Source organism: Caldisericota bacterium (assembly GCA_034717215.1).
Lineage (GTDB): Bacteria > Caldisericota > Caldisericia > Caldisericales > Caldisericaceae > UBA646.
This window is the reverse complement of the sequence record JAYELD010000148.1, coordinates 1-19,390: the sequence shown is the minus strand read 5'-3', so window position 1 is coordinate 19,390 and position 19,390 is coordinate 1. Positions and strand designations below refer to the sequence as shown.

Here is a 19,390-nt window from a genome sequence, read left to right as displayed (position 1 = left end):
AGAAGAAGAAACTGTTAAATTGCTTTCTATCCAGCATGGGCTGTTTCAGGACAGATATGCTGGTAAAAAAGCTCTCAACAGGGGCGATGCGTTCCTTATTGTTTTAAGTGCAGTGGAAGAAAAATAATAGCATTTCTTTGTCGTTGCGCTCCGCGCAATGACCCGTTTTTTGTCTCTGCGAGGAATATAATGACGAAGCAGTCCCATAGTAAAATTCCTTTTTTGTTTATTATTTATAATGCAATAAAAGAGGGTAATGGAATGGATAAACAATTTTATGTGTATATTATGACTAATAAGTATGGCACTGTGTTTTACATAGGAGTAACAAATGATTTGAAAAGAAGGATTTACGAGCATAAAAACAAATTAGTAAAAGGATTTACAAAAAAATATAATATTAACAAGCTTGTGTATTATGAAGTGTTTGAGGATGCTTATAATGCAATCACACGAGAAAAACAACTAAAGGCTGGCTCTCGGAAAAATAAGCTGGATTTAATTAACAACATTAATAAAGAATGGAATGATTTATACGAAGAAATATAAAATAATGTTTTGTTGTTAAGGAGGAGATTGCTTTGTCGCTGTGCTCCGCGCAATGACGACAGGGAGGAAACAAAGGAGGAGATTGCCGCGCATTCCAAAGAAATGCTCACAATGACGGGAAAAAGCGCAATGACAACGCAATGACAAGAAAAAAACGCAATGACACTTTTTTTCGTCTCCGCGAGCGAGTGAAACGAGCGTGGCGATCTCAACAGTAAAGGGAAAAAAGAGGAGTGGAAAAGGATTTGTTGCAAGTTTTGGTAGCGGTAGGGAAAAATAGCAGGGGAAGTTTACACGGTGGGGTAAATTTTACACAAGAAAGAGGGCAGACATTACCCGAAAGTGTGGTTGGTTTTTTGCAAAAAGGCGAGCAGAAAATTTTTAAAAAAATATAAAAGCATCATATAAATACTGAGTTTCTTAAAATATAAACTCGCGCGCATTTACCGTTCTGGCACGAAATTTGCACTATATAGGTGGAAGGTTAAATTCCGTTTGTAATATATTTTGAGAAAAGAACCTTCCTGCGGAAAGAAAAATAGAAAGTACATTGAAAACTAAACGAGTAAAAGGAAATACGGAGATTGCCGCGTCAGTCGCAGGGTAATTCTCTTCTGTCTCTGCGAGGAATATAATGACGAAGCAGTCTCATAGTAAAATTCTTTCTTTGTCTCTTTTAAAACAATTGTTTGTTGTTAAAGAGGAGATTGCTTCACCTGCTTACGCAGGTTCGCAATGACGATAAGAAAAGAAGTAATTGCAATAACCATTTTTGGGGATACTTGCTTCAGGGTTTAAAGATTAACAGGGTGAGTCACCGGAGGATGCAGCGATGCACAACATGGACCTCTGCAAATGTTTTTAGGTTCTGGGGCAGTTAATTTCAATATAAAATATATGCTCTGAAAGAAAGAGCAAATGGAGGTGGTAAAGAAAGAGGAAAAAATAAAGCATTAAAGCATTGAAAAGGATGAAAAAGAATTAAAAAAAGATCTTGAAAAAGGTTTTTAAACGTTTAAAAATTTTACAAAATGAAAGGAGGAACTTTTAATGAAAAAGTTTCTAAGTATTTTTATCGCGGTATCGATGCTGATGTCATTTGCGGCAGTATTTGCAAATGCACCAACCGCAATGGCAGCAACAACAGAAATTTCTATAAATCCTGTTGCTGATCATGCAAAGAGCGTTGATGCTATTAGTAATCCAGAGTATTATTATAATGGCACACCAGGTGCTGTTACTCCTTTTGTGGATGATACCTATGTTTACAAGATGGGCGATGCGATCCACGGTACAGTGACATTTGATACCGTAAATGCAGGTGATGCTTATGTGATTGAATTACTTGCTTGGAATAATACTGCTTATAATGAACTTATTGACTCGGTGACTGCATATCAAGTGGATGGCACCCTGACTTACCCGTTTCAAATTGGAACAGGTAACGTCTCATACGACGGCCCTTATATGATTAAGGTTACAGAGAGTGGTGGCGATACTGAATCTGCAACATTAGCTGATCCTATCTTTATCCAGTACAATCTCACGTGGAAAGCAGATACAATTGAACCCTGTGCAGGGTTCAACACGATTGAAGGCTGGATTACAAGAGGTTCCGGCCAGACAGTCCTTGTTCCAGTAATAGTTGGTATTACCGATCCTAATGACGCTATTATTGCACACTACACAGTTGCAGCACTCTCTTCAGGATATTTTGCTCTCACATTTCCGGTGGATCCTGATACCCAGGTTGGAGATTTCAAAGTATTTATAAGGGATGCTTACCCAGACGGCCTTTATGCATCCATTTCAGATCCCGATATAACCACCGCAGGTGCATTAGTTCCAGACAACGACTGGATGATTTATGATATACTGAGCAATATTCCTGATATTACGATGGCTTTGAGCACCTACATCAGTCCTGTCCGTATCTACAAGAGCCAGAATGACCAGCCAGTTCTTCTTTACCTTGTTAACCAAGATGGAGATCCTGTAACTGGGGCAACGATCATAACAACAAATGTAATTGAAAATACGGGCATTATTGATTGGGTTGCGAACTTTGACTATGGTGTAGGAAGCTTAGTACTACCAACAACTGGATTCAGCGGTTTGTATTATCGATGTACTGTTGATGGAGGTACTGCGGCTGCTACAGAACCTACCTGGCCAACTACTGCAGGGTTAACTGTGGTTGATGGCGATATAACTTGGACAGCCATGTCTATTTTTGCCGAAATCTCTCCAGGATTCTACAGGGCTGAGATTGAAGTAGGAAATAGTGTTGATGTAAGATTCAGAGCAAAAAAGACGTGGTATCTTACTGAAACAAAATATTCTAACAATGTTATAATAAACACAGTTACCAAAACTGTATTCAATCCGTATGTTGATGTCACTGCACCAGATGCAGTAAGTCCTTACGGCGATGATACTCCTCCATGGGTTTTTGATTCTGTTGAGAGCGTTTACGATAAACTTCCTTGCACAATTGGAAACAGTTTTGAGATTAAAGTTGATTCATGGGATATGCCTGCTTCAATGGTTACGGACTGGTATGTTTATGATGCATCCTGGTCTATCAATGGACCAATTGAAGTAATTGACACTACTGGAAGTACTTTTTGTTATCAAGATCTTGGTGACAAATTGAAAGTTCTTATCACCCAGGCAGGTAAAATTTCTGTTACAGTTGATATGGTTGCATGGGAAAGAGCGAATACTAATTGTGATGATTGGGACGGAGACGATCTAGTTTCCAAAGACGTAATGTCAACCAATGCTTGTTGCCACGAATTCACTAAGACATTTGACATCTGTGAAGTTCCTTCCTGTACATATGGTGGGGTAACTCTTACAGGAGCAGATGTTATAGATGCTGCAACTGTTGAAGTGGGAAAGAAAGTTGATCAACTTTCAATCTCGATTGACCCAACAGGTGCACCTGTTGATTTAACCTGCTCATGTCCTAACTATATTGTTGCAATGTACATGACCGATGAAAACGGCGATCTTCTGGAAGATGCATTCACAGTTGATACCTGGAGCGGAGTTCCAGTAGATGGGTCGATGATATGGTATAATCCTCTTGGCGCTCTTGAACCAAACATTCCAGACCAGCCCTTACAGACATTCAAATCTACCGGTATCTATGATGAAAATCAGGTACTTGTAGATGATGGTCTTAAATTTGGAGACTGCCCGTTCAATCTCTACGGCATTACATTTAACTATCCAACAACATACACTCCTTGTGGATACAGCCTTGTCGTGAAGGTATTTGGTCTTGGCAGAAGTTATGATGCATGTGATAATATGACTATTACTTATCCAATGATTGCTGAAGATTTGTATCCTATTAATGTAACACCAACTAGTACAGCTCTTACTGCAACTTCTACAGTTCTCGAAGGTGAAGTTGACCCTGACGAAATGCTTGCAGGCGTACTCCCGATAATTGATATTACAGATCCAGGGTTCTCAGTTGACGCTGGAAGTCCTTACTGGAGTTCAGTTTCATGGAAGTTCTACTTTAATGATACTTTAATTGACTCACAAGCTTATTGCCATACCTGGGTACAATATGGTCTTTCTGTAACGCCTTCAACAACCGATACAGGTTATAGATTTGCTTTTAATTATCCTCTTGATGATGAAGGCACATTTAAGATCGTTGGTACATCCTATTACTATGATTGTACAGCGAAAGAAGTTGTTACAATTGAAATTCCAGTTTTAATGCCAGAATTTACAGTACAGATCGGCCTTTCTGATGGAACTATAATTGACAATGACGGTATTATCACCGAAGGACTTACAGAATACATCTATGTAGCTGCAACAGACCCAAGAGGAATTCACGACTTTACAACAGATACTAACTGGACTTTAGTCAGATATGCAGCAAAAAATGGTTGCAGATTCCCAACATCTGATGTTTGTTTTGGAGTTCCATCGGGTTGCACACAGCCCTCACCGATTGCAGTAACTGGCTTTGGCAATCCTAATACTACAGAAGATCCAGCATTTATGATTTTCTTTGAAGTTTATGACTGGACATGGCTCTATGTTGATACATTTACACTTGTTCCCGGAACTGCAGCAGTAGACCCGACCGAAGTACCGTTTACAATTCCCCCAACAACAACTCATGTTACTTTAAGTGTAAAAGATGCACACGGACATGGCGTGCCTAATGTAAGTGCGACTGCACTTACATCGGGAGTAGCTGGAAGTGGTTACTCTTCTATAGCACCCGCTGTAACAAATAATGATGGTGAGATGGATTGGGCATTTAATCCACTGCAGTCAGGAAAATATTCGGTAGGTCTTACATTTGCTGGTGGATTATGTTTAGAACTTCCGTGCGGATGGGGAATAGGAGAAGACTGGAATCTTCCTTACGTTCCTACTAGCGGAAATCTGGAAATCATCTCAGTGTACCAGGAACCTGTTCTTGACATCGAAGCACCTGTAGTTACTGCAGATGCGGGCGAAGTTGTCGAAGGAACGGTAAAAATTAGCGGTACAGTAGAAGACAATGTCGGTGTTGTATCACTTTACATCGGCGCGATGAAAGTTGACTTTGCACCAGATGGCGCATTCAGTGCTGTTTGCTCACTTGCCGAAGGCGAAAATGTAATTAAAGTAGTTGCATTTGACGCTGCAGGCAACAAAGGCGAAGTTGAGCTTACTGTTGAGTACTCAGTACCGACTGTGACTGTTGTTAAAGTCCAGATTGGTTCTGATATTATGACAGTTAACGGACAGATAGCACAGCTTGATGCAGTGGCAGAGATTAAAGAGGGCCACACCTATCTTCCTCTCAGAGCAATTGCTGAAGCACTTGGCGCAGAAGTTACATGGATTGCTGAGACCAAGGGTATTACTCTTGTACTTAACGACAACACCGTTGGACTTCAGATAGGTAATGTTTCTGCAGTAGTTAACGGGAATGTAGTAGCGATATTCCCGCCATACCTTAAACCGTACGGCGACGGAGAATTTGCCGCAACAATGGTCCCTGCTCGCTTAATTAGTGAAGGACTTGGCGCAGAAGTTGGATGGGATCCAGCACTTAGAATAGTTACTATTACTCTCGTTCAACCATAGTTAGTTCTTAATAAAGTATTATTAAGCCCCCGCTTCTGCGGGGGCTTTTTTAATTCCTCTTTGTCTCTGCGAGGAATATAATGACGAAGCAGTCTCATAGTAAAATTTCTTTTTTATTGTCACATTATTTATAATGCAATAAAAGAGGATAACGGAATGGATAAACAATTTTATGTGTATATAATGACTAATAAGTATGGCACTGTGTTTTATGTAGGAGTAACAAATGATTTGAAAAGAAGAGCATATGAGCATAAAAACAAATTAGTAAAAGGATTTACAAAAAAATATAATATTAACAAGCTTGTGTATTATGAAGTGTTTGAGGATGCTTATAATGAAATCTCGAGAGAAAAACAACTAAAAGCCGGTTCCAGAAAGAAGAAAGTAGATTTAATCAACAGCACTAATAAAGAATGGAATGATTTATACGAAGAAATATAAAATAATGTTTTGTTGTTAAGGAGGAGATTGCTTTGTCGCTCCGCTCCGCGCAATGACAAGAAAAAGTGCAATGACTTCTCCTTTGTCTCTGCGAGGAATATAATGACGAAGCAGTCTCATAGTAAAATTCCTCTTTTTTATTTCTTTGAAAACAATTGTTTGTTGTTAAGGAGGGGATTGCTTCACCTGCTTACGCAGGTTCGCAATGACAAGAAAAAAGAGCGTAAAGACAAAAGCAATACAATAATGTGATAGGAAAAGAGTGCAATGACCCACTCAAAAAAGCAGCCGCAGTATTTGTATTTTATCAAAATTATTATATACTTATAGAAAAATTAAAACCTCAGGAGGTATATATAGCATGAAAAAGATTTTAATTTATTTGCTTTCATTTGTTTTTCTTTTTACCATATTTTCGACGGTTTCCTCCCAACCTGTTTCTGCTAATGTTACGATTAATGAAGTTACGATAACGCCGCTTACCGAAAATACACAGGCAGAGTATAAAATTGAAATGCGCGTGGGAGTTGCGATAAACACTAATGATGCTGGTGAGCATAACATTTATGTGCAGTTCCCGTCTGAATATGATTTGCCTGCTACGATAAATCCCAATTATGTTACCATTAGTGATGGGGGTTTATTTTCTTCGCATCCATCCGTCATTTTAGTTGGCGTTAATAATACTATCAAGTTGACTCTTACAGACAGCATTTTGGTTACACAAAAAGTTTTTATAACTTTTTCTTCTTCTGCAGGTATTGTAAACCCTGTTTACGGTGTGTACAGTATAAAAATATGGACTACTGCTGAACCTACTCCTGTTACTTCTGAATCTTTTCTTATTGTAATAAGCGGAGGTGGCGGAAATCCTGTTGCTGGATTGATTGTCTATGTTTCACCAATGGATTCAGGGGAAATAGCAGATTATTCAATAGTGTTCAACGTCTCTAGTGACGGAGCACTTATTGGCGGTGTTGATTATGTGGATGTTTATTTCCCTACAGGGACAGTATTTCCTTCAAATCCTGACCCGTCAAAAGTGCTTTTGAGATATCTTAATTGTGATGCTATTGAAATAAACGGCTTAAGGGTAAGAGTGTATGTACCGGATTTGGGTTTTGTTCCACCAGGTGGATCATGTACTGTAGAGTTTTTGAAAACATTTGGTATTAAGAATCCTGAGCAACCTGGCAACTATAATCTTCAAGTTTTGACAAGTAAGGATACAGGACTTGCAATTTCTAATCCTTACCACATTACGGGAACGATTATTTCAAATGTAACAGCAACTGTTGCACCTCCTTCGCAGTCAACTATGGCTGAATACAAAGTAGTTTTTAGTACCTCTGCAACCGGTAATCTAACTGCAAATTCTAGTAAAATTAATATTGTATTTCCTGACGAAGTGACGCTTCCTACATTGGTAATCCCAGGTGCAATTACTGTAAATGATAATGCTTGTGTTAATGTAACAATTTCTGGCAATAAACTTATTATTACAACTCCTGTAAATACATCTGCAAATTCGCAGATTACCGTAATTATTGCTCCCGGTTTTGGAATTAAAAATCCGGGGGCAGCAGGGATATACAGTATTTCTATCTATACTTCATCGGATGCTACTCGTGTAAGCACAAATTTTACTATAACTACTTCTCAGATAGGGCAACCAACTGTTCAGATTTCTTCGGCAAGCGCGGGACAGGTCTCTGTCTATACAATTTCGTTTACTACTGGAGAAAGCGGAGCATTTGTCGCTGGAGTTGACAAGATAAATATTATTTTTCCCGTGGGGACTACAGTGCCTCAAGTAATTCAAAAATATGACGTGACGGTGAATGGTGTTACTGCAACATATGTAACAGTTAGCGTGAGAACAGTTACGATTACTGTACCGATAAATATTCCTGCAAATTCTATAATTACCGTGGTAATTTTTGAAAATGCAGGCATTGTAAATCCTGCAGCGGCTGCTTCTTATGTATTGAATGTAAATACTACTAAAGAAACTTATTCGGTTGCTTCGACTGCTTATGTAATTTATATTACGCCTGCGACACAATTAACTGCGATACCAGCGAGCCCTGACGGGCTTAACGGGTATTATAAAACGCAGCCGACAGTGACACTTACTACCTCAAGTATTGCTGATCCAAACCCGTTTATATATTTCTACTTTGACAATAACAGTCCTGCAGTGTATAGCGGGCAGACAATTACTGTGCCGGAAGGGTTTCATACTTTATTTTATTATGCTGTTGACCATCAAGGAAGGCAGGAAGGAATTAAATCCAGACAGTTTATGGTTGACATTGTGCCTCCCCAGCTTGTTATTACGTCCCCTGCGGATAATGCAACTTTAAGCAGTAAAGATGTCGTGGTGTCCGGGGCTGTAGAAATTGGTACCACCGTAAAAGTTGACGGGCTGCCTGTTTCTGTTGATGCAGCAGGGCATTTTAGCACAATAATAACAATAAGTGGAAGCAGCGCTGTTATGACAATTGTCGCAACGGATTTTGCAGGAAACAGTACCCAAAAAGTACTACACGTTTCTCTTGATACAACACCGCCTACGCTGACTGTGATAAGCCCCGTTTCTTTCCAGGAGTTTCACAAATTGCCAGTTATAGTGAGAGGAACAACCGAGCCGGGCGCGACTGTGACCGTGAATGGTAATGAAGCAACAGTTGATGCAAATGGCGGATTTTTGTACGGGCTTTACGAAATCAGCGAAGGCGAAGCATCGATTATTCAAGTGATTGCAAAAGATGCGGCAGGCAATGCTGCTACAAAAAATATTAACATTAAGTATATAAAAACGACGATTATAAAACTTCAGGTAAAAAATGTAGTTGCGATGATTAATGCTGATACTGTTTCGCTGGATGCCCCGCCGATTATCAAAAATGGGAGGACAATGGTGCCTGTCCGTTTTATTTCAGAAGCACTTGGCGCGGAGATTACGTGGGATCCTGTTTTCCAGATTATTGACATCGAGCTTGGAAATGATACGATAAGATTGCAAATAGGGAAGAACTTCGCCTCGGTGAATGATAAAAAAATTGCGATAAATACAGCCCCTATTATTGATAACGGTAGGACAATGGTTCCTGTCCGTTTTATTTCGGAAGCACTTGGAGCGGAAGTCGTCTGGGATGACGCGACGAAGACCATTACGATTATTTATCCAAAACCATAAAGGGGATACTTGTATGAAATTTTTTAGAAGGTTTTATCTAATAATTTTAATATTTTTATTTGCTTTTTCGATATTTCCATTAAATTCTCATGCAATTACTGTTGCGCCTCCTTTTAATGTTGAGGTTGCTCCCAATAATGCAGGGTCTGTTGGCGAATATCGGATTTACGGAAGCTATTCCGAATATGACAAAGTGAAGACACTTAAAATTTATTTTAGGGCAGATACGGGTTTTAGAAGTCCGAGTGCTCCTTTTGAAAGCGTCCTTGTGAATAATATTCCAGTGCTTGGAGTCCAGTTTAAGAAAGCTGAAGGAGATTCCTCAATGGAGGCAATTCTCTCCCTTTCTCAATACATAAATACAGGTGACAAAGTAGAAATTTTATTTAAAAAAGAAGCAGGAATTGTGAATCCTACAATTCCTGCAGTGTGTTATAAAGTAAGGGTAGTTTTGGTAAATTATCTTGGAGTTGAAGTTGAAGTAGTTCTTTCATATACTTACAGAATTACTTCATCTGTAGTGCAAGGTGTAACTGTGATAGTAGATCCTGCTGTTAAGGGAATGGAAGCAGGGTATACGGTGAGTTTTGCAACAGGTATAAGGGGGACTTTAAGGAGCAATGAAGATATTAGGGTCAAATTTCCCGAAGGTACAATGTTTCCAAATTTTCTTCATAAAACATACATTCTGATTAACGGACAACAAGTTTCTGCTGTATATCGAGACACAGAAACCCCTTATGTAATTCGTGTTTTTGCTCCCATTGATATCCCTGCAAATTATCCAGTTACATTGGTTTTCGAGAAGGAATTTGGGATTTCCAATCCCATTCAGGCTGGACGTAAAACAATTATGGTTTCAACCAATGTTGAGCCCGATTGGGTAGAGTCAGTGCCTTTTAATATTGCATCCCCTATGGCGCAAAACCTCAACATAAGCCTTGGCTCGGATGTTATTACAATGGATTCATCCATACACATTGATTTTACCACATCTCCTATTGGATCCTTGATAAAAGGTAAAAGCATTTATATAAATTTTCCTGATGGTTTTACTCTTCGCGAATTAATTGATTCTTCTTTTGTTACAGTTAACGACAAAAGTGCCGATACGGAAGTGAATGGAGAACAAGTTATTATTCACGTACCGGAGAATATAGGAAACAATGCCAATGTAGTTATCGAGATATCCGATGAAGCTCACATTGCAAATCCGGTATCTTTCGGGGATTACGCGATAAAAATATACACGGATAGCGATTTTGGTATTGCAACTGCTGTCGTTTCCATAACCCAATCTTCTGTCAGAAATGTTGTGCTGAATGCCTTGTACTCGGGCACGGAAACGAAGAACGAGTTTAATATCACTTTTACAACAGGACTTGTGGGGGAGCTAACTAACGGAAACGACTGGGTAAAAATAAATTTTGGAGACGCTTTTGAACTCCCTGAAACTGCTAACGAAGGGGTAATATTTATTAACGATATTCCGGTAAATAATGTATCTATCGATGTTTACAGTGTTGTAGCAACTGTTCCACTTAATATCGAGCCAAACAGCGAGGTGAAAGTAAAGATACCTGTGGATTTTGGCATCAGAAATCCTGGTGAAATTGGCGATTATGTGTTGAAAGTATCTACTTCAAAAGAAACTGCTGAAATAGAGAGTAACATCCTGACCATTACGGTGCTTCCTGTTGTTGAATTTACTGTGACGCCTGCGAATCCTGACGGAGAAAACGGTATTTATAAAAGCAAGCCGAATGTCCATCTTTCGACGCCCAACGGCGGAGAAGTTCATTTTAAGATGGACGACGGTGAATTCCTTCTGTATGACGGGCAAGATATTGTTGTGCAGGAAGGAGAGCATAAGATTTTTGCCAAGGCAAAGGATGGAGCGGGAAACGAAGGCGATGTGCAGGAAAGAAATTTCATAGTTGACAACACGCCTCCTACTGTAAGCTTTGACCAGGGCAGTGGCAATATATATGTGAATGACACACATACAGTTTTGTCTGGAAAGGTTAGTGAACCCTGTGACCTGACTATTAACGGTATTGTTGTGATTGTTGAAAACGACCTTTCTTTTTCCCATGAGTTAGATGTAATGGACAAATTTCCCCTTGCTATATATGCGAGAGACATTGCCGGTAATTCTGTTTCTATAATGAGGACCGTATACCTGGATGAGGAACTACCCGTTATAACAACGCTTTTCCCTGATAAAGAACAGTACAGTACAACGGAAGAGACGGTTAATATCCGGTTGAAGTTAAATGAAGAAGGGACCGTTGTACTTAACGGCAAAGCGATGGATTTTGATGGGAGCATTTTTAGTATGACAGTTAATTTGTATAATGGTGAAAACAATTTTTATATTACAGCGGCAGACCTTGCCGGGAATAAGATAACGAAGAATATCACGATAAGCCGTGTCAATGAAATAGTTATAACGCTTCAAATAGGGAGTGACATTGCGTATGTTGGCTCTGAGATGAAAACACTGGATACTGCTCCTATTATTCAAAATGGGAGGACGCTTGTTCCGCTGCGCTTTATTTCGGAAGCACTTGGTGCCGTTGTGGATTGGAATGGCGATTTAAAGGTTATTACAATTACGCATAAGACACACACGATACAGCTGCAAATTGGGTCTTCCATTGCTCTGATTGATAGTAGCGATGTGAAAACGCTGGACGCTCCGCCTATTATTCAAAACGGAAGGACGCTTGTCCCGCTGCGCTTTATTATGGAAACGTTCGGTGCAACTGTTGACTGGGAGAACGAAACAAAAACGATAACAATCACTTACACGCCTTAAATAAAAATTTAATTTAAAAAACTGTGGCAGGGGTTTTTTGAATTCCTGCCATTTTTTTACTTGCATCTTGCAATTTTATTTTTTTGAATGAGGTGGTATAATTAAAATTGAATTTCATTTTTGAAAGGAGGAAAGATGAAGAAAAAAATCATTGTTTTGTTTGTAGTACTTTCTCTTGTTCTTGCTGTCGGATTTGTTCCCAAAACCGTTTCGGCTTCAGCTCCCCCAACTTCTGCTAAACTGTCAAAAGAATTTACATCTAATGAATTAGAAACCCCAAACACTATCAAAGTTATTGTAGAACTGTGGAACACTCCTGTTGTTCCTTACCAGATTGCAAGTCAAGGGCAGCCATTTCTTTTAAGCAGTATCAGTGGGCGTAACGCGCTTTCTTATGCTGAGAAATTGATGTTGGCTCAGCAGGACGTGTTTGATGAAATGAAGAAAATTTGTTCAGATGCGGAGCTTATTTACAGCTACCAGTACACGTACAACGGATTTTCTGCAAAGGTGAGAGGCGAGGATATTGGAAAACTTGCGGAAATAAAAGGAATCAAGAAAATTTTCCCAACTGATACGTACTATGTGGAGAGAAGTGTTGCAACATCTCTTATTGGTGCGACTGATATGTGGGAAATGACTGATGAAAAAGGGAACCCCGTTGATGGTACCGGTATGCTTATCGGCATCATTGATACGGGCATTGATTACAACCATCCTGACCTCGGCGGTGGTTTTGGGCCCGGGTATAAGGTGATTGGCGGGTATGATTTTGGCGATGACGATACTGACCCTATGGATGTTCAAGGGCACGGTACTCACGTTGCAGGCATTGCGGCAGGCGACGGTGAGGTAAAAGGTGTTGCGCCTAGTGCAAACCTTATGGGGTATAAAATTGTTCCCGGCGGGAACAATTCTGCATCTACCGAAGCAATCATTGCCGCAGTAGAGCAGGCGGTAAAAGACAAATGTGATGCCGTGAACCTTTCGTTCGGCTCTGGCAAACTTGGAACAGCAGACCCTGAAGATCCTGAAAATAAGGCGTTTGATAATGCGGCAGACAGCGGAGTGCTTGCTGCTATTTCTGCGGGAAACCAGGGGGCAAGGTCAAAATCTACCCCGTATCCATTGGGATCTCCTGCTGGAGCACAAAAAGTCATTGCAGTTGCCGCATCTGATGATGCGCACCATCCTTCTATATTTGTTGCTGCTCCTTCGACTTATGAAAAAACCATTATGGGCGATTACGCTGATGTATCACCCCAATTCCCTACTGTCGAAGAGTATGAAGTTGTGGTTTGTGGTTTTGGTTCAAAAGCTGATGTGTACGGGCTGGACTTGACGGGGAAGATAGCTCTTATCAGCCGCGGCCCTATTGGCCCAAATGCACTTTATTTCAGGGATAAAGTACTTAACGCAAAAGTGGCTGGTGCTGTCGGCGTTATTTTGTACAATAATCTTCCCGGTATTGTTTCGCCTGCACTTGTGGTGAATCCGGAAGATGCAGATAAAGAGTTTCTGCCGACGATTTTTATCACGGAAGTCGACGGATTGTACTTGAAGAGCTTAATTAATAAAGGATTAAAGATAAAATTTGGAGAGACAGATTCCTTGGGGACTGCGGCGGATTTCACTTCTATGGGTCCTACTTCTGATTTTTATTTCAAGCCGGAAGTTTCAGCGCCCGGTGTTGGTATTAACTCTTCTGTGCCTGACGGGAGATATGCAAGCTGGCAGGGTACTTCTATGGCAGCACCGTTTGTTGCTGGCGCAATTTGCCTTGTCAAGCAGATGCATCCTTCCTGGAACTCCGAGCAGATTAAATCTGCACTAATGAATACTGCAACGCTTCTTAAAAATCCTGAAACTGGAAGGGTTATCACATGGACTTTGCAGGGAGCAGGGCGTATAAACATTCCAGCTGCAGCAACAACTACTGCAATTGTTGAACCTTATGATTTGCTTGCCAAAGTGGCTAATATTAAACCGGTAACGTTCACCGTACAAAACCTTTCGGAAAGTGCCGAAACATTTTCAGTTTCCTCGGAACTTACATCTGTTTTAACCGAAGGGCTTACCGCAGCAGTCAGCAAAACATCGCTAACTGTTGCTGTAGGAAAAACGGCGACATTCAACGTGACATTTACTGTGGATCAGACAAAGCTTTCAAATGGCTCACATGAAGGGGTTATTTATGTTGAATCTGAGAATACGAAATTGCACGTGCCTTTTGTTTTGTGGAATGGCGATGTGGAAATACCGGAGACATTAACCAATGTTTCCACCTCTACCGATACTATTACTCCTAATGTAAGCACAATGGATTTTAACTTTACTCTCGGCACCGGTTCTATTATTCCACCGCCTGAACCGAAGGATAGAGCGACAAATGCAAATATTATAGACGAAATGCAGATAAGGATATTTGATATGGATGATAACCTTCTCGGACTAATATATAATAAAGCGCTGCTTCTTGTCGGTGACTATACATATTCGTGGGACGGCAGAGATATATCCGGGAGTTACTTCCTTGATGAAGGTACGTACAAATGGGAGGTGGCTGCTGTTGAGTCAAACGGCAATGTGCAGGATCCTATCATTGAAGATGCAGCTGTTGTAAATGGCGAATTCATGGTGGTAAATGCTCCCGACACGATGGTGACAATAGGTGTTGAAAAAGACAGCATTGTGCAGGGGGATACTGTTGCAGCTAACGTGAATATTGCTGTTTCTGATAAACTTTCAAGCGTTAGCACCGTTGTAACATTTGATGCTACAAAATTGAGTATTGATCCCGATAGCGTCACGGAAGGAGAGTTCTTCAGTGGTTCAGGAGAGACAGTGTTTGATTACCGTTTGGACAACTTTACCGGAGAGCTTTTTATAACGATATCGATGGAAGAAGGCACTGCGAAAGCCGGTGAAGGGACGCTTATCTCGTTTAACTTGATAGGGAAAGGTGTTGGAACGTCTAAACTCGGTTTTAAGGAAGCACTGCTGAGCGGTACTGAGGGAGAAATTCTTTCCCTATTTGTTCCAACGGTTCTTACTGTTACGGAAGCTCCAAACCCATGGGATTTGAACCGTGATAATACGGTTGATAATAAAGATATCGAGCTGTTTACGAAGAGTTTCGGAAACGAAACTGGTGATCCAGATTACAACCCACAGGCGGACTTTAACGGCGACAGTGTCGTTAACGGGAAAGATTTGATAATTTTTGCTATGCATTTCGGCGAGATTTATCCATAAGGGGGTAATGTGATGAAAAAGATAGTAATATTCGCAATTATTTTATCCTTTGTTTTGTCTACGTTTGCTTTTACCCCGATGACTGCAAAGGCAGGAGTGAAAGAGGTGTATCAGGTCGGAGTGATCGGCGTTATGCCGCAAGAATACGTTGGGGCAATGACACTTGAGCTTGCAAACACTTATGAAGATGATTTTAAGAGTAACTATTCTTATCCGATGCAGGGTATGACATTTACAGAAAACGGGGAGCTTGTCATCTGCGATACATCATATGGAAGAGTGCATGTGTTTGATGAGAATTTTGTAAACCAGTTTACATTTGGCGAACTTGGCAAAGGGCCAGGAATGTTGCAGTATCCTGTTGATGTAGCTGTGGATGCCGATGGTAATTTTTATGTAGCGGATTTCTTCAACAATTACTGGGCAAAGTTTGACAAAGATGGGAACTGGATTTTGAATGCAGGGACAGAGGGCAGCGACGACGGCGAATTCAACGGCCCGTCCGGCATTGCAGTGGATGGCAGCGGCAACGTTTATGTGTCTGACCAGCTGAACCACAGGATAGAGGTGTTTAGCACTGACGGTAACTTTAAAAAAGTTATTGCAAGCGGAACGCTTTCTAACCCCGGTGGTATGTGTATCAACGGGAATGACATACTTGTTGTCGATATGAATAAATGCGTTGTGCATAAGCTGGACGGCAGTGGAAACGATATTTTGTCGTTTGGTGGCAAAGGTGGAAGCGACGGGGAGTTTGTGTATCCCTTTGATGTTGCAATTGACGCCAGCGGTAATATCTATGTCGTGGACAGAGGATTAGGAAGTCCGATGCATCCTGTTATAGAAAAGTTTGATTCAAAAGGCGAATTTATAATGAACTTTGGCAGCAGGGCTACTAAATATCCACAGCCCAACGGTTCTTTCTTTACTCCTGCCGGTGTTGCAGTGAATGCGGCTGGCAGTGTGTTTGCGTATGATGCTGGCTATTTTCACAATCCTGGCAATCCGTTTGGTTATCCTAGTGGGACAAGGCTCACGGAGTTTGCGGCGGATGGAAGTTATGTGCAAAGAATGGATTTTGATATAAAGGCTGAAGGGCGACTGATGAACCCTATTGGTGCAGCAGTTGATTCAAAAGGAAATATCTGGGTGACAAGCTGGGGCAATTTTTCAGATGCAGGTGAAGTCATTGTCTTTAAGGAAGATGGTACATTAATTAAGAAGATAGAGGGAATAAGCGCAACAGAACCTTTCAGGGCAATGGGCGGCATTATTACTGATGGAGTTGGCTTTGTGTATGTCGGTACGCAGCACTATATAGCAAAATTTGATGAAAACTGGAATTTTGTTACTAAGATTGGCGAAGGAAAAGTAACCGATGTAGCCCAGATGGCATTTGATAGCAAAGGCAATATATGGTGTGCGAGCAACGGCACGCAGACAATTGCCGGATTTAAACCAAACGGCACATTCATCAGTCAATTTACTACCGCGCATGCACCAACAGGGTTTGCCATTGACGGAAGCGGAAATTTTTACTTTACTACGACTGATGATAATAAAGTTTATAAGTATGACAGCAACGGAACGCTTAAGAAGTCGTTCAGTGGAGCAGGAAGAGGTGAAGGAAGACTCTGGATTCCGTACGGTGCTGCTGTAAGCGAAAGCGGGGAGATTCTTGTAGCCGATACTGAAAACGGGCGTATTCAGGCATTTGATAGTGACGGCAATTTCCTTTGGCGGACGGATAGATTCCTGTATGAACCTGTTAATATGAACTTTGGGCCTGACGGAAAACTGTATGTTGCGGATTGTTTTCATAATGTGGTAAGGGTTTTAAGCTTTACTGCGCCAGAGCCGAAGAGTTATGATTACAGAATTGTTTCTTCCGTGGGAAAACCTATGATCTATGCAGACGATAGCAAAACATTTAATATCATCGTGGAGAATCGCGGAACTGACGATGATGATTATGCTTTTTCCATTGATTCTTCACTTCCTTCCGGGTGGAGTATCTCTGAATTCCCTGAAAGTGGTAGTTTGCTTTCCGGGAAGAGGCTGATTATCCCGATTACTGTATCCGTGTCTTCTACCGCAAAACCGGATGATACAGGATATTTTACCATAACAGCTGTTTCGCAGGGTGATACGACACTTGTGAAAAAACTTATAGTCACTGTAACAGTGCCAGAAAAACCACCTGTGTCTGTGAAAATGGTCGGTGAAATGATTTCGATAAAGGAGAGCACAGCAATTCCTGTAATGGTTGGAGCTGTTGAAAATCTTTACGGTGTTTCTATCGTTTTGGGGTACGACCCCAATCTTATGACTGTAGAAAAAGTTGTGCAAGGGACTTTGCTTGGTGATGAGGTGCTCTTTATAGAAAATCACTCAAAACCAGGTATTATTACTATTGGATATACGCTTTTAGGTAGCGTAACCGGAAAAACAGGCCTGGGAGAGGTTGCCAAAGTGTACTTTAAAGGGACTGCCGAGGGAAAAACAACAATTCAAATTACTGAAGTGGTGCTCAAAGATGCAAAAGGCAAGGACATACCTGTTGAGGCAAATAATTTGAATGTTGAGGTTGTAAATCCTGTACCACCGTCTCTTACTGTGAATATCCCTGCCGGCGAAACAGTTGACAGCTCTTATTACTATTTTTCTGGTAAGACTGACCCTGGCGCAACGGTTACTGTAAACGGCAAAGCTGTTACAGTTAAAGATGACGGCAGCTTTACCGGGAGCTTGTATCTTAAAGACGGATTGAATATAATTACTGTTGTTGCAACGAATAAATATGACCTTTCTAAAACGGTTGCAAAGAATGTAACACTTCAGACTTCTACTGTGATTACCCTTCAACCGGACAACCCAATAATGAGTGTAAATGGGGTAACTCAGGAAATTGATCCGGGTAGAGGCACAAAGCCTCTGATCATTTCCGCATGGAGTAGAACTGTTGTTCCAATTAGGGCAATTGTTGAAGCTTTGGGCGGAACGATCGGCTGGGAAGGTGCTACAAGGAAGGTAACGATAAACCTCAAAGGAACGGTAATAAACTTATGGATTGACAATCCAAAAGCAACAGTGAACGGGACAGAAGTGTGGATAGATGAAGGCAATCATAATGTGAAGCCGATTATAGTGAACTCGAGAACAATGCTTCCACTCCGTTTTGTTGCAGAAGCTCTTGGTGCGAAGGTTGATTGGGAAGGTACAACAAAAACAATTACAATTACTTATCCTAAACCATAGGTTTTTTGAAAGGGAGGGGAGATCTCCCCTCCCCCTTTTATACCATGAATTTATTTCAGTGTCTCTATTAATTCAAAAACGAGATTCACTTGGCGTAATGCATGCCAAGGAAAAGAGCAGTCGCTCCGCTCCCTCCAGAATGACCTGCTATTTTGTCACCCTTGAGCGTTTTTTGCGAAGGGTCTCTTAGTTTAAGGAGGAGATTGCTTTGTCGCTGCGCTCCGCGCAATGACTTCTTTTTTGTCTCTGCGAGGAATATAATGACGAAGCAGTCCCATAGTAAAATTTCTTTTTGTCTCTTTTAAAACAATTGTTTGTTGTTAAGGAGGAGATTGCTTTGTCGCTGCGCTCCACGCAATGACGACAGGGAGAAAACAAAGGAGGAGATTACGTCACACTGGTGCCAAGCACCAGTGTGACGTAAAGCAACAACAAAGAAAAGAGTTTGAAAACGAAAAAATAATTTTTAAAATTGCAATAAATTTGGTATATTATAAAAAATATTCTATTAATTTTGATTTTTTTTAATTTGCTATTGACTATAAAAAAATATGAGGTATATTTTTAATAGTATTGGATTAAAATTCAAGAGGAGGGTATTAATGGACCTTGAGAGGCACAAAATAAGAACAAAGAAGAAAAATATTCGCAAAAGAGGTGGTTTTTCCCTGATAATTATGCCCCATTACCAAGGAAAAATGAAAGTAATCAAAATTACCTCAAAGCAAATTTACACAAGTTTAGTT

At 40.6% G+C, this 19,390-nt stretch carries 8 protein-coding genes; all 8 read left to right on the top strand.

From position 1 onward, the window contains the following. Positions 1-261: 261 nt before the first annotated feature. Positions 262-549 carry a GIY-YIG nuclease family protein gene (locus U9Q18_06205; GenBank protein MEA3313949.1) on the top strand — a complete coding sequence of 96 codons (288 nt, stop codon included), beginning with the start codon at positions 262-264 and terminating at the stop codon, positions 547-549. 233 nt (positions 550-782) lie between these two features. Next, positions 783-944, top strand: coding sequence for a hypothetical protein (locus U9Q18_06200; protein MEA3313948.1), 162 nt, complete (start codon positions 783-785; stop codon positions 942-944). Between the two features lie 655 nt (positions 945-1,599). Beyond that, positions 1,600-5,664, top strand: a complete 4,065-nt coding sequence (locus U9Q18_06195; protein ID MEA3313947.1) for a stalk domain-containing protein — start codon at positions 1,600-1,602, stop codon at positions 5,662-5,664. Positions 5,665-5,820: 156 nt separating this feature from the next. Beyond that, positions 5,821-6,108, top strand: coding sequence for a GIY-YIG nuclease family protein (locus U9Q18_06190; protein ID MEA3313946.1), 288 nt, complete (start codon positions 5,821-5,823; stop codon positions 6,106-6,108). A 361-nt stretch (positions 6,109-6,469) separates the two neighbouring features. Continuing rightward, positions 6,470-9,310 carry a stalk domain-containing protein gene (locus U9Q18_06185; GenBank protein MEA3313945.1) on the top strand — a complete coding sequence of 947 codons (2,841 nt, stop codon included), beginning with the start codon at positions 6,470-6,472 and terminating at the stop codon, positions 9,308-9,310. Positions 9,311-9,323: 13 nt separating this feature from the next. Continuing rightward, a complete protein-coding gene (locus U9Q18_06180) occupies positions 9,324-12,131 on the top strand; it encodes a stalk domain-containing protein (protein ID MEA3313944.1) in 2,808 nt (935 codons plus the stop codon). A gap of 135 nt (positions 12,132-12,266) precedes the next feature. Beyond that, on the top strand, positions 12,267-15,386 hold the full coding sequence (locus U9Q18_06175; protein ID MEA3313943.1) for a S8 family serine peptidase: 3,120 nt from the start codon (positions 12,267-12,269) through the stop codon (positions 15,384-15,386). Positions 15,387-15,398: 12 nt separating this feature from the next. Beyond that, positions 15,399-18,644: a stalk domain-containing protein gene (locus U9Q18_06170; GenBank protein MEA3313942.1), complete on the top strand. Its 3,246-nt coding sequence runs from the start codon at positions 15,399-15,401 to the stop codon at positions 18,642-18,644. Positions 18,645-19,390 lie beyond the last annotated feature (746 nt).

Excerpts from the sequence above, each read along its gene's own strand:
- U9Q18_06205 (MEA3313949.1), top strand. The coding sequence starts at position 262 with ATGGATAAACAATTTTATGTGTATATTATGACTAATAAGTATGGCACT.
- U9Q18_06195 (MEA3313947.1), top strand. The coding sequence starts at position 1,600 with ATGAAAAAGTTTCTAAGTATTTTTATCGCGGTATCGATGCTGATGTCA.
- U9Q18_06190 (MEA3313946.1), top strand. The coding sequence starts at position 5,821 with ATGGATAAACAATTTTATGTGTATATAATGACTAATAAGTATGGCACT.
- U9Q18_06185 (MEA3313945.1), top strand. The coding sequence starts at position 6,470 with ATGAAAAAGATTTTAATTTATTTGCTTTCATTTGTTTTTCTTTTTACC.
- U9Q18_06180 (MEA3313944.1), top strand. The coding sequence starts at position 9,324 with ATGAAATTTTTTAGAAGGTTTTATCTAATAATTTTAATATTTTTATTT.
- U9Q18_06175 (MEA3313943.1), top strand. The coding sequence starts at position 12,267 with ATGAAGAAAAAAATCATTGTTTTGTTTGTAGTACTTTCTCTTGTTCTT.
- U9Q18_06170 (MEA3313942.1), top strand. The coding sequence starts at position 15,399 with ATGAAAAAGATAGTAATATTCGCAATTATTTTATCCTTTGTTTTGTCT.